Raw genomic sequence first — 11,745 nt, 5'->3', positions numbered from 1 at the left:
CTGGACTGTCCTTCCGGTCATACTAGGACATCGGCCGGATTTCCTTCAGCAAGTCGACAAAGGCCCGGCCAGCTGGATTGCCTGGTTGCCGGCCGCCGTTGCGGGACGAGAAGGCCAGGACGAGTTCCCAGCAGATCTCCGGCCGCGTCAACTGCGCGGTGGCGATGCCGAGGCCCCCCTCGATCTTCGTTCGCGCGAGCGCAACGGGCTCGGGGACCAGGGCGACGCCGAGGCCGCGCGCGACGAGATCGAGCAATGTTCCGAGATCCGCGACCTCGAACGCCATGCGCCGTCCGATACGTGCTTCGGCAAAAGCGCTGTCGATGATGAGCCGGGTACCCCAGCCAAGCTGGAAATCGATGAACGGCTCGTCCTTGAGATCGAGCAGCGAGATCTTGCTGTGGCCCGCAAGACGATGGCCGCGCGGACAGGCCAGCACCATCTCCTCGCAGGCGATCAGTGTCGTTTCGATTCCCCGCGGCGGATCGAGCACGGGAGCGAAGGCAAGATCGAGTTCGCCCACTCGGATCTTCTCGAGCAGCGATGCCGATCCGCCCTGGCAGAGCTGGATTTCGATATTGGGATGGCGCGCGTGAAACCGCTCCAGCAGGACAGGCAGATCGATGAACGGACCGAGACTTTGTACGGTGCCGATCGACAGTTTGCCGACATTGAGACTCTGAGCCGCCGCCACAGCATCGCGCGCATCCTTGGCGGCGCTGAGGATGCGCTTCGCCTGTTCATAGAAAACGCGACCGACCATGGTGAGTTCGACCCGCCGGGTCGAGCGGATCAGCAGGTCGGCCCTGAGCTCCTGCTCCAGCGACCGGATCGATGCGGATAATCCCGATTGGACGATGTTCACGCGCTTGGCGGCACGGGTGAAATGCTTCTCGTCGGCGACCGCAAGGAAGTGCTCAAGCTGGCGCAATTCCATGATCACTCCTCCAGATTAAGCTCAAGCACAGAATAATCCGATCTCGATATTCCATTGGAAGGATGAATCCGCGCAGCCCATGTCCTCGTGCGACGGGAGACGCCGCGGTTGCGGTCAAGCATTCCCCCTGCGCCCCACCGGCTTGCGCACTGCGGACGTCTCCCGCCTCCGACACGAAGAGAGTGGAGCAATGACCATCGACATACAGCCGGCTGTCCGCCTGTTCGGCCTTTCCGGAAGCTTGCGCCGCAACTCCTACTGCAGATCGGTCCTCGAGGCGTTGCAGGCGATTCTTCCACCCGATGTCCGGCTCGCGCTGCATGAGCCCAGGCTGCCACTGTATAGCGAAGACGAGGACGGCGAGGCCTCGCCGCACGAGGTGCGTCGCTTTCGCGCGTCCATCGCCGCAAGTGACGGGGTCGTCATTGTTACGCCGGAGTACAATCACAGCCTGCCCGGCGCCTTGAAGAACGCTCTCGATTGGGCGTCGCGTCCGCTCGGGGCTGCCGCACTGACGGGCAAGCCCGTGGTCGTGATCTCGGTTTCTCCTGCTTTCACCGGCGGTGTGCGCGCCCAATCACATCTTCACGATGTACTGCTCGCGATCCGGGCCAGGATCGTGGCCGGACCGCAGATCGTGATCGGCAACATCGCGGCGAAGATCTCGGACGGCAGGTTCGTGGACGAATCGTCCCTGTGTTTCGCGCTGGAAACGATCGGCGCACTGCTGAAGGACGTCGGCCGTGGCGCTCCGGCGGCTGCCGCAGCGTCCTCACATGTTCTGGAAGAGGGAGCGGTCTGATGGCCGAGCTTCGGTTGAATGGCGTGCATCGCGATGTCGACGCGCCTGCGGAGATGCCGCTGTTGTGGGTGTTGCGCGACGTGCTCGGACTTACGGGTACCAAGTTCGGCTGCGGTGTCGGTGCCTGCGGCGCCTGCACGATCCATCTCGATGGCGAAGCGGTGCGTGCTTGCATCACCAGCCTCAGCGACGCCGCCGGCAAGGAGGTCACCACCATCGAGGGTCTCAGCGCCGATGGCAGCCATCCGCTGCAGCGCGCCTGGGCAAGTTTCAACGTCCCTCAATGCGGATACTGCCAACCTGGCCAGATCATGCAGGCGGCGGCGTTGCTGAAGCAAACGCCCAAGCCGACCGATGGCCAGATCGTCGATGCCATGAGCGGCAATATCTGCCGCTGCGGCACCTATCAGCGGATCAAGGCGGCAATCAAGTCGGTCGGAGGTGCGTGATGAGTAATGTCACCAAGCTTGGCCGCCGGTCGTTGCTGGTCGGTTCCGTCGGTCTGTCGGGCCTGATGTTGGGGGTCACGATTCGCGGACGCCGCCTGTTCCCCGAAGCCTATGCCGCGCCGCCGGGGCCGGCTGACCTGAAGCCCAATCTCTATGTCTCGATCGAGCGCTCCGGGCACGTAACGATCGTCGCTCACCGGTCGGAGATGGGCACCGGCATCCGCACGGCCTTGCCGATGGTCCTGGCCGACGAACTCGAGGCCGACTGGCAACGTGTTTCGGTCGTACAAGCGCCGGGTGATGCCAAATATGGCGACCAGAACACCGATGGCTCGCGCAGTACACGACAGTTCTATCAGCCCATGCGTCTGGCCGGCGCCACGGCACGGCAGATGCTCGAAAGCGCGGCGGCCACGGAATGGGGCGTGGCGGCCAATGAATGCAAAGCCGAAAATCATCAGGTCGTGCACATCCCAAGCGGCCGGCGTGTCGATTTTGGCGCCCTTGTCGATACCGCCGCCAAGCTGCCGGTTCCGCCGGAATCGGCCTTGCGGCTCAAGCAGCCGCAGGAGCGACGCTACATCGGCACGGGCGTTCCGATTGTCGACCTGCACGACATCCTGATGGGCAAGGCGCAGTACGGGATCGATACTGTCGTGCCGGGCATGAAACATGCGTCGATCGAACGCTGTCCCGTCTACGGCGGTCGGGCACTGTCGTTCGACGCCGGGGCGGCGATGTCGGTGCCGGGCGTGGAGCAGGTATTGCAGATCGCACCTTCGCCGATTTCCTCCGGCTTCCTGCCGCTGGGCGGCATTGCCGTCATCGCGCGCAACAGCTGGGCCGCACAGCAGGGGCGTCAGCGCTTGAAGGTCGAGTGGGACTTCGGTCCAAACGCGTCCTACGACTCCGCCAGCTATCGGAATGCCCTGCGGGACACGGCTCGGTCGCCGGGGCACGCGGTCCGCAGCGAAGGCGACGCGCCCGCCGCCCTGGCCGCCAGCAGCCATCGCATCGAGGCTGAATACTACGTGCCGCATCTGGCGCATGCCCCCATGGAACCGCTGGCAGCCGTTGCCCGGGTTGCCGATGGGAAGTGCGAGGTCTGGACCGCGACCCAGAATCCGCAGGCGGCTCGGACCACGGTGGCACAGGTCCTGAAGCTCGATGAGCAGGCGGTGACGATCAATGTCACGCTGCTGGGCGGCGGCTTCGGCCGCAAGTCCAAGCCGGACTATGTGGCGGAGGCCGCGATCCTCGCGCAACGCACCGGTGCGCCGGTCAAGGTCACCTGGACGCGCGAGGACGAACTGCAGCACAGCTATTACCATGCCGTGTGCGCCCAGCGCCTCGAGGCAGCTCTGGACGACAGAGGACATCCGGTCGCCTGGCTGCATCGCACGGTGTTTCCCTCGATCCAGTCGACATTCCAGACCGGCGTCACCTTCGGCAGTGCCGGGGAACTGCAGCAGGGCGTGACCGACATGCCCTACGCCATCCCCAACATCCGCTGTGAGAATGGTCCGGCAGCGGCGCATGTGCGCATCGGCTGGTATCGCTCGGTCTACAATATCCCGCACGCCTTCGCGGTTGGTTCCTTCGCCGACGAACTCGCCCACGCTGCCCGCCGCGATCCTCTCGAGTACCTGCATGAACTGATCGGGCCGGACAGGGTGATCGATCTCAAGGCTTCGGGCGTCGACTATCCCAACTACGGCGCGTCGACAGAGCTGTATCCCATCGACACGAAGCGGCTGCGCGGCGTCCTCGAGCTGGTCGGCCACCAGTCTGGTTGGGGCAAGCCGTTGCCGCCTCGGCATGGGCGCGGCGTCGCCGTCCACCGTAGCTTCCTCACCTATGTCGCCGTGATCGCCGAGGTCGCGGTCGGCGCCGACGGGCAGGTCTCCGTGCCGCGCGTCGACATGGCGGTCGATTGCGGTCTCTGTGTGCATCCAGAGCGGGCCCGCGCCCAGTTCGAGGGCGCTGCGGTGATGGGCCTCGGCAACACGCTCTACAGCGCCATCACGTTCCGCAATGGGCGCTCCGAACAGAGCAACTTCACCGATTACACCGTGGCGCGCATCGATGCCGCTCCCGAGGTGCACGTTCACCTGGTGCCGAGCGAAGCGCCACCGGGCGGCGTCGGGGAACCGGGGGTTCCACCGGTATCGGCAGCGATCTGCAACGCGATCTTTGCGGCGACGGGAAAGCGCATTCGGGCACTGCCGGTCGATCCGGCATCGCTGAGGGCGAGCGGATGACCGGCAGGATCTTGACTACCCTGCTGGCTGCCCTCGTCGCCAGTCTGCTGGCAACGAACGCATCTGCCGCCGAGGGCAATGCGGCGGCTGGTCAGCGGGTCTTCGGGCGTTGCGCGGCCTGCCATTCGGCCGAACCCGGCAAGAACGGCATCGGACCGTCACTGTCCGATGTCTTTGGACGCAAGAGCGGCACCGTCGAGGGCTACGACTATTCGCCGTCCCTGAAGAGCGCAGGCATTACCTGGGACTCGGCCACGCTGGACAGGTTCCTGCTTAGTCCCGACGGTCTGGTGCATGGCACGAAGATGTTCATGACCCTGACAAACGAGCGGGATCGCAGCAATGTCATCGCCTACCTGAAGACTTTGCATCCGTGAGGGCTAACGGGCAGGCGGTGCGATCGGCAGGTCCTGAAGGCCGGCTGCATCGAATGCGCGGCGCAACAGGCCGTCGCGCTTGGCCCGTTCGACGAAGTTGCTGACATAGGCGAGTGCCGCCGGCTTGTTCTTCTGGACACCAATGGCAACGCCGACCGTCAGATAGGCGCCCTCGAGAATGCGAGATCCGGATAGCGTCTTCTGCAACGGCGGCAGCGAATCGTGGGTGAGGGCAAAGGCCTGCACGGTTCCCGCCTTCATCATCGCCATCGCCTCGTCCACCGATGGCACGGTGACGATCTTTGCCGCCTTGAGGCTGCGGCCGGCGGCTCGGACCGTTGCCGTGCCAGTGATGCCGACGACCGTCACATCGGGACGGTCGACTTCCGTCATGGTCCGGATGCCCGACGCAGCCGTCACGAGGTAGGTGCTTTCGATCGTGAAATAGGGCGGGCTGAAATCGACGCGCTTGCGGCGCTCCTCGTCGGCCGGCATGAAGCCGATATCGATGCTGCCATTGGCGCAGGCCTCAGTCAGGTCGCCGGTATTGGGTTTGGCGACCACTTCGACCGGCACGCCGAGCGACCGTGCCAGTGCGACGCCGAGATCGTAGGTCACGCCGCGCACGGTGCCGTCGGCTTGCTTGACCACGAATACCGGCGTGGGGACGGGCCCATAGGCGACGCCGACGCGTAGCTTGCCGGTCGGGGCGAGCTCCTTCAGCACGGCGGGATCGGCGGCCCGTGCCGCGGGACCGATCGACAGCAGCAGGATCGCGGCCAGAAGCGTCGCCAGCCTCATGAATGGATCTCGCTCCTCGTAGTTCAGTTCGGCGTCGGCGCGGCGGGATCGAGCAAGCGCTCGTGCTTGAGCTCGCTCCAGAGTTCGGCCGGTATTGTCGCCGACAGGCGCGCCACGTTCTGCTTCACCTCGTCGACGCCGAGCGCGCCGGGGATCACCGAACAGAGCGCGGGATGGTGCAGCGGGAATTGCAACGCCGCCGCGCCCAGCTCGACGCCGTGGCGGCCGCAGATCGCCTCGATCTTGCGCGCCTTGTCGATCAGCGGGGCGGGGGCCTGCACGTAGTCGTGGGTCGCCGTCTCGGTCACGCCACTGGCCAGAATACCGGAATTGTAAGGGCCGCCCAGGATCACCGACACGCCGCGCGTCACGCATTCGGGCAGGAACGCCTCGAGCGCGCCCTGCTCGAGCAGGGTGTAGCGGCCGGCCAGCAGCATGCAGTCGAAGTCGCCGGCCTGGATGAAGCGCAGGCTCGTGTCCGCTTCGTTGATGCCGACGCCGATCGCCGAGATGATCCCGGCCTTGCGCAGTTCGTCCAGCGCCCTGAAGCCGGAATCCATCACCGTCTTGAAGCGCTGGTCCAGGATGTCGCGATCCTGGATGGTCCAGAAATCGACGTCGTGCACCAGTGCGATGTCGATCTTCGCCAGCCCCAGCCGGAGATGCGAGTGTTCGAGCGAGCGCATGACGCCATCGTAGGTGTAGTCGAACACCGGCGCGAAGCCGGGCAGGCCATGCTCGCGGAAGTCGGCGGGTTTCGGCTCGCCCGGCCGCATCACATGCATGACGCGGCCGATCTTGGTGGAAAGGACAAAGGCGTCACGCGGCTTCTCCCGCAGGGCCGCGCCCATGCGCAGTTCGCTGCGGCCGTAGCCATAGAAGGGCGAGGTATCGAAGTAGCGCACGCCGCCATCGTAGGCGGCGTTGGTCAGCGCCGTCGCCTTGGCATTCGAGATGGTGGCGCGGAAGCCGCCCATCGGCGCGCCGCCCAGCCCCAGCGTCGTGACTTCGAGCTTGGTCCTGCCGACGCGTCGCTTGGGAAGAGTCATGCTGCGGCCTCCTGTTCCACCGTCGGTCCTTCGCTGCGCGTGGTCGTGCGGCGCATGTCGCGCACCACGTGAAGGTCGTCGAAGCGGCGCACGCGATGCATGGTGGTGCGGTTGTCCCACATCACGAGATCGAACTGCGTCCAGCGATGCGCATAGACGAACTGCGGCTGCGTCGCGTGCTCGATCAGGTCGCGGATGAAGGCCATTGCTTCCGGTCTGGGCCAGCCGACGATCGTGCCGATATGGGAGGCGAGAAACAGCGACTTGCGGCCCGTGACGGGATGCCGGCGCACCAGCCGCTGCCGTACCGGCGCCATCGCCACCCGCTCGTCGGGCAGGAACTCCGTGAAGCCAAGCTGGCCGCGCGAATAGATCAGCGAATGCTCGCAGACCAGATCGTCGATCTCGGCCTTGGTTCGGTCGTCGAGCGCATCGTAGGCCGCGCGCATGTCGGCGAACTCGGTGTTGCCGCCATCGCTGACGACGACGCGGCCACTCAGGATCGAGTAACGCGCCGGCACCGGCCGGAACGAGGCATCGGAATGCCACAGCCGGTTGGCGAGCGCGGCCATGCGCTTCTTGTTGTCGCGCGCGGCGACGCGGCCATCCTTGTCGAGATTCGAAACGTCGGCGAAGACGACCGGCAGGCGCAGATCCGAATCGCGCGCGCCCGAGTTGGCGCCCTCCTCGAGCGGGCCGAAGTCACGGGTGAAGGCGAGTTGCTGTTCGTCGGTGATGTCCTGGCCCGGCAGCACGACAACGGCATAGGCGTCCATCGCCGCTTCGACGGCGGCGACTTCGTCAGCAGCAAGCGGTCGGCGCGCATCGATGCCGGTCATCCGCGCGCCGATGTGGTGTGTCAGCGGCTGTACCTCTGGGGGCACGTTTCCTCCGCATGGCTGAGCGAGCCGTCGCCTCTGGCCTGCCCGGGATCATCGCCCGGGATCATGGGCGGACCGGAGGCCCGTGGTCCAGAACAGCCTGGGAGCTGTTGCCGCCTGCTATCGCAGTGCGGCCGCGATATTGCCGCCGTCGACGGTGACGACGGCCCCGGTCGTCTTGTAGGCCTTGGCCAGCGTCAGGAAGGCCTGCGCAACGTCGTCGGCGGTGACCTCGAGGCCGAGCAGGTTGCCGCCCATGTAGTCCGCCTCGCTCAGGCCGCGCGCCTTGGAGCGCTGGGCGATCATGTCGTCGGTCAGCAGCCCCGAGCGGATGCGGTCGGCATTGACGGCGTTGGAGCGGATGCCATCGGCGCCGTGGTCGAGTGCATATTGCCGACTGAGGAACAGCGTCGCGGCTTTCGGCAAGCCATACGGCCCGAAATCGGGCCCCGGATTGACGGCCTGCTTGGAGGTGTTGAACAGCAGGCAGCCGCCCAGTCCCTGCGCGCGCATGATGCGCACCGCATTCTGCGCTACGGCCTGATGGGCCCAGAAATTGAGCTCGAAGCTGTCGCGCAGGACCTTCTCCTCGACGGTGCCGATCTTGCCCTGCCAGGCCGCGCCGGCATTGGAGACCACGACGTCGACGCCGCCATAGGTCGCCGCGATCCGGTCGAAGGCGGCGCGCACCTGATCGGCATTGGTGACATCGCAGGCGATGGCGAGGAAGCCCTTCACCTTCGAGACGTCGCGATCGAGCACGGCTACCTCGGCGCCGTCGCGCGCCAGCGCCTGGGCCGTCGCCGCGCCGATCCCGGAGGCGCCGCCGGTGACGACGGCGATGCGCCGTGCCAGCGGCTTCTCCGCCGCCGCCCCGAGCTTGGCCTGTTCCAGCGACCAGTACTCGATGTCGAAGATGTCGGGCCAGGGGATCGAGTTGAAGGTGCCGAGCCGCTCGGCATCGGCGATCACCGCGACCGTCGTTTCGGCCAGGTCGGCGGCGATCTTGGCATCCTTCGCGCTATTGCCCAGGCCGAACAGGCCGACGCCCGGCACCAGCACCACGCGCGGCACCGGATCGAGTTCCTTCCTCGCCACGACCTGAGTGCCGTTGTGGCGAAGGAAGTAGGCATGATAGTCGGCGGCGTACTTGTCGAAGGCTTCCTTGGCGGCCGCCTTGAAGACGTCGAGCTTGCCAGCCTCGGGGGCGGGCACGACGAGCGGCGTCGGCTTGGTGCGGATCGCATGATCGGGCGTCACCGGACCCTGCTGGCTGTAGCGCGCGACTTCCTTGCCGTTCACATAGGCCAGGATCTCCGGCGAGGTGCGGAACTCGAACACGAAGCGCTGCGCCGCCTCGCGTCCGCCGCTCCTGGCGGGAATCGACAGCAGCCCGCGCAGGATCGGAGCGACGTCGGCCGCGCGTGCCGGTGTTGCGGGCAGGGCAGCGCCCGGGAAGATCTTGCGCGTTGCCTTGGCCAGCCGCTGTTCGGCCAGCGTCACGAGCTCGATCATGCGCCCGTAGGCTTCTTCGGCCGTGGCGCCCATCGAGAAGATGCCGTGCTTCAGCAGGATCAACCCTTCGACATCGGGATGCGCCTTGGCGATCTCGCTGGTCTTCTTGGCCAGCGCGAAGCCCGGCATGACATACGGCACCAGCGCGGCGCGCTTGCCATAGACGTCGCGGGCCAGTTCCTCGCCGTCCGGCTGGTCGGTCAGCGCCAGCACCGCGTTGGAATGCGTGTGGTCGATGAACTTGTGCGGCAGGAACGCATGCAGCAGCGTCTCGACCGACGGGTTCGGCGCCTTGCTGTCGAGCAGGTTGCTGCGCTGGACATTGACCATGTCCTCGTCGGAAAGCGCCTGCAGCCCGTGCAGTTCCTTGAGCGGTGCGAGCCGCACCGCCGGCAGGCCAGGCGCCTCGATGGTGCCCATGTCCCAGCCGCTGCCCTTGACGCACAGCACCTCGACCGGCGCGCCGGTGATATCTGGGACCTTGGTCTTCACCGAGGTGTTGCCACCGCCATGCAGCACCAGCCGCGGCTCGCCGCCCAGCAGACGGGTGGTGTAGACGCGCAGGGCGAGATCCTCGCCGATGCCCTTGGCAGCGTGATGGGCGATCGCGGCCTGCGCGTCGCTGTCCGACCAGAGATTTTTCATGCGCTCAGTCTTACCCTTCGGGCTGGACGTCTGCATCCTTTGCGATTTTCACCCAGGTCGCGATTTCCTGGGCGAGGTAGGGCTTGAAGGCCGTCGGATCGCGCAGTTCGATGGTGAAGCCCAGCGCGTCGATCTTTTCGACCACCGCCGGCCGTTTCAGACTGGCCAGGATTTCCTGCGACAGGCGGTCGAGGATGGGCTGCGGTACGCCCGCCGGCGCAAAGAAGGCGGCCCAGGAAGACGCGTTCGCGCCGGTGATGCCCTGCTCCTCGAGCGTCGCGACGTCGGGCAGCTTCGGATTGCGCTTGGGGCTGCAGATGCCGATGGCACGCATGCTTCCGGCCTTGATCTGCGCCAGCACGCTCGGCAGCGTCGAGTTCGACACGTCGATGCGCTCGCCGACGATGTCCTGCACCAGCGGCGGTGCGCCGCGATAGGGCACATGGGTCATCTTGATCCCGGTCCGGGCCATGAACAGCTCGGTCGACAGGTGCGAGCCTGAACCGATGCCGGTCGAGCCGAAGTTCAACGTGCCCGGCTTTTCCTTCGCAAGCTTGATCAGGTCCTGCATGGAATGGACCGGCAGTCCGTTGCGTACGACGAACACATGCTCGAAGGCGCCGGCGCCCGCCAGCGGCTCGAAGTCCTTGACGGCGTCGTAGCCCGGCTCCTTCAGCATGAACATGTTGTTGCCGTGCGTCTGGTTGTTGCCGAAGGTGATGGTCAGCCCGTCCGGCTTGGCGCGCGCGACCTGGCGTGTGCCGATCGCTCCCGAGGCGCCCGAGATGTTCTCGACCACCACCTGCTGGCCGATCGGGCCGGTCATGTCGGCGGCGACGATGCGAGCGATTGCGTCGGTCGGACCGCCGGCCGGATAGGCCACCACCATCTTGATCGGCTGAGACGGCGCCCAGCCCTCGGCGAGGGCCGACCGCGCGAACGGCAGGGCGGCGAGTCCGGATGCGAAAAGACGACGCTTCAACAACATTTCCCCATTCCTCAATCGTGCGCGATGACGATCTTGCCGAAATGGGTCTGGCCCTTGAGGTGCCGATAGGCCTCCCTTGCTTCGGCAAAGGGAAAGACCTTGTCGATCACCGGTTTCAGACCGCCCGCCTCGATGGCGCGATTCATCGCTTCGAACATCTGAGTACTGCCGACATAGAGGCCTTGCACCCGGAGATTACGCCGCAGGATCGGCATGGGATCGAGCGTGGCCATGCCCGAGAGCAGGCCGATCACGGAGATCGTCCCGCCTAGCCGGGCCGCCATGAAGGAGCGCGGCAGGGTGCCGGCCCCGCCGACCTCGACGATGATGTCGGCGCCGCGGCCGCCGGTGAGGGTCATGGCCTCGCGGTCCCAGTCGGGTGTGGCGCGATAATCGATGACCGCTTCGGCGCCCATGGCCTTCAGGCGCTCGGCCTTGGCGGGCGAACTAGAGGTCGCGATCACGCGCGCGCCCGACATCTTGGCGAATTGCAGCGCGAAGATCGAAACGCCGCCGGAGCCCTGGATCAGGACCGTGTCGCCGGCCTTGATGCCGCCGATCTCGACCAGCGCATTCCAGGCGGTGACGGCAGCGCACGGCAGTGTCGCGCCCTCCGCGAAGCTGAGATGCGGCGGCAGACGAACGGCACCGTCCTCCTCCAGGACCGCCAGTTCGGTCAGCATGCCGTCAATGGCGCCGCCCATGGCCGAGGCCATCGCCCGATCGCTGATGGCGCCGCCGATCCAGCGCTGCATGAAACACCCTGCGACCCGGTCTCCGACCTTGAACTTGGTGACGCCCGGCCCGACGGCGACGACCTCGCCAGCCCCATCCGAAAGCGGAATGAGATCGGGCTTGGGCGCTGCCCGGGCGTACTGCGCCTCGATGGTGAGCAGGTCGCGATAGTTGAGCGACGTAGCGCGCACACGCACCAGGACCTGATACGGGCCAGGCGTCGGATCCGACCGCTCGACCAGGGTGAGCGAGTCGATGCCTTTGGGGGTGGGGATGATATAGGTCTTCATTTCACACGTGCTATC

At 66.1% G+C, this 11,745-nt stretch carries 11 protein-coding genes; 4 read left to right on the top strand and 7 right to left on the bottom strand.

Annotated features, from left to right (window positions below):
- Positions 1 to 22: 22 nt before the first annotated feature.
- The gene (locus tag B5D62_RS31225) at positions 23 to 937 is read right to left on the bottom strand and encodes a LysR family transcriptional regulator (protein WP_085938012.1); all 915 of its coding nucleotides are present in this window, start codon (positions 935 to 937) and stop codon (positions 23 to 25) included.
- Positions 938 to 1,127: 190 nt separating this feature from the next.
- Between B5D62_RS31225 and B5D62_RS31220 the strand changes: the two genes are divergently transcribed.
- The 4 genes from B5D62_RS31220 to B5D62_RS31205 are packed head-to-tail and all read left to right on the top strand — an operon-like array spanning position 1,128 to position 4,826.
- Positions 1,128 to 1,739 carry an NADPH-dependent FMN reductase gene (locus tag B5D62_RS31220; RefSeq protein WP_085938011.1) on the top strand — a complete coding sequence of 204 codons (612 nt, stop codon included), beginning with the start codon at positions 1,128 to 1,130 and terminating at the stop codon, positions 1,737 to 1,739.
- On the top strand, positions 1,739 to 2,188 hold the full coding sequence (locus tag B5D62_RS31215; protein ID WP_085938010.1) for a (2Fe-2S)-binding protein: 450 nt from the start codon (positions 1,739 to 1,741) through the stop codon (positions 2,186 to 2,188). Before B5D62_RS31220 ends, B5D62_RS31215 begins: the two co-directional genes overlap by 1 nt.
- Positions 2,188 to 4,449 (top strand): xanthine dehydrogenase family protein molybdopterin-binding subunit, encoded by a 2,262-nt coding sequence (locus B5D62_RS31210; RefSeq protein WP_085938009.1) that lies wholly within the window; start codon positions 2,188 to 2,190, stop codon positions 4,447 to 4,449. Before B5D62_RS31215 ends, B5D62_RS31210 begins: the two co-directional genes overlap by 1 nt.
- Positions 4,446 to 4,826, top strand: coding sequence for a c-type cytochrome (locus B5D62_RS31205; protein ID WP_085938008.1), 381 nt, complete (start codon positions 4,446 to 4,448; stop codon positions 4,824 to 4,826). The genes B5D62_RS31210 and B5D62_RS31205 overlap by 4 nt, the downstream gene beginning before the upstream one ends.
- 3 nt (positions 4,827 to 4,829) lie before the next feature.
- Here B5D62_RS31205 and B5D62_RS31200 read toward each other — a convergent pair whose 3' ends face one another.
- The 6 genes from B5D62_RS31200 to B5D62_RS31175 form a co-directional block, all read right to left on the bottom strand.
- A complete protein-coding gene (locus B5D62_RS31200; protein WP_085938007.1) occupies positions 4,830 to 5,627 on the bottom strand; it encodes a transporter substrate-binding domain-containing protein in 798 nt (265 codons plus the stop codon).
- A 23-nt stretch (positions 5,628 to 5,650) separates the two neighbouring features.
- On the bottom strand, positions 5,651 to 6,676 hold the full coding sequence (locus B5D62_RS31195) for an aldo/keto reductase (RefSeq protein WP_085938006.1): 1,026 nt from the start codon (positions 6,674 to 6,676) through the stop codon (positions 5,651 to 5,653).
- Positions 6,673 to 7,560, bottom strand: a complete 888-nt coding sequence (locus B5D62_RS31190; protein WP_218191399.1) for a TauD/TfdA dioxygenase family protein — start codon at positions 7,558 to 7,560, stop codon at positions 6,673 to 6,675. Before B5D62_RS31190 ends, B5D62_RS31195 begins: the two co-directional genes overlap by 4 nt.
- Before the next feature lie 117 nt (positions 7,561 to 7,677).
- Positions 7,678 to 9,717 carry a bifunctional aldolase/short-chain dehydrogenase gene (locus tag B5D62_RS31185; protein ID WP_085938004.1) on the bottom strand — a complete coding sequence of 680 codons (2,040 nt, stop codon included), beginning with the start codon at positions 9,715 to 9,717 and terminating at the stop codon, positions 7,678 to 7,680.
- A 10-nt stretch (positions 9,718 to 9,727) separates the two neighbouring features.
- Entirely contained in the window at positions 9,728 to 10,699 is a 972-nt protein-coding gene (locus B5D62_RS31180; protein WP_170921244.1) for a Bug family tripartite tricarboxylate transporter substrate binding protein, read from the bottom strand.
- 17 nt (positions 10,700 to 10,716) lie between these two features.
- On the bottom strand, positions 10,717 to 11,730 hold the full coding sequence (locus B5D62_RS31175) for a zinc-dependent alcohol dehydrogenase family protein (RefSeq protein ID WP_085938002.1): 1,014 nt from the start codon (positions 11,728 to 11,730) through the stop codon (positions 10,717 to 10,719).
- Positions 11,731 to 11,745: the final 15 nt, after the last annotated feature.

It is taken from the genome of Enhydrobacter aerosaccus, from assembly GCF_900167455.1.
In the GTDB taxonomy this organism is placed as follows: domain Bacteria; phylum Pseudomonadota; class Alphaproteobacteria; order Reyranellales; family Reyranellaceae; genus Reyranella; species Reyranella aerosaccus.
The sequence above is the reverse complement of the archived record's forward strand: the minus strand, read 5'-3'. Positions and strand labels throughout refer to the sequence as shown.

Bases quoted from the DNA above. Each gene is read 5' to 3' on its own strand.
- B5D62_RS31200 (WP_085938007.1), bottom strand. From the start codon at position 5,627: ATGAGGCTGGCGACGCTTCTGGCCGCGATCCTGCTGCTGTCGATCGGT.
- B5D62_RS31205 (WP_085938008.1), top strand. From the start codon at position 4,446: ATGACCGGCAGGATCTTGACTACCCTGCTGGCTGCCCTCGTCGCCAGT.
- B5D62_RS31220 (WP_085938011.1), top strand. From the start codon at position 1,128: ATGACCATCGACATACAGCCGGCTGTCCGCCTGTTCGGCCTTTCCGGA.
- B5D62_RS31210 (WP_085938009.1), top strand. From the start codon at position 2,188: ATGAGTAATGTCACCAAGCTTGGCCGCCGGTCGTTGCTGGTCGGTTCC.
- B5D62_RS31195 (WP_085938006.1), bottom strand. From the start codon at position 6,676: ATGACTCTTCCCAAGCGACGCGTCGGCAGGACCAAGCTCGAAGTCACG.
- B5D62_RS31225 (WP_085938012.1), bottom strand. From the start codon at position 937: ATGGAATTGCGCCAGCTTGAGCACTTCCTTGCGGTCGCCGACGAGAAG.
- B5D62_RS31215 (WP_085938010.1), top strand. From the start codon at position 1,739: ATGGCCGAGCTTCGGTTGAATGGCGTGCATCGCGATGTCGACGCGCCT.
- B5D62_RS31185 (WP_085938004.1), bottom strand. From the start codon at position 9,717: ATGAAAAATCTCTGGTCGGACAGCGACGCGCAGGCCGCGATCGCCCAT.
- B5D62_RS31175 (WP_085938002.1), bottom strand. From the start codon at position 11,730: ATGAAGACCTATATCATCCCCACCCCCAAAGGCATCGACTCGCTCACC.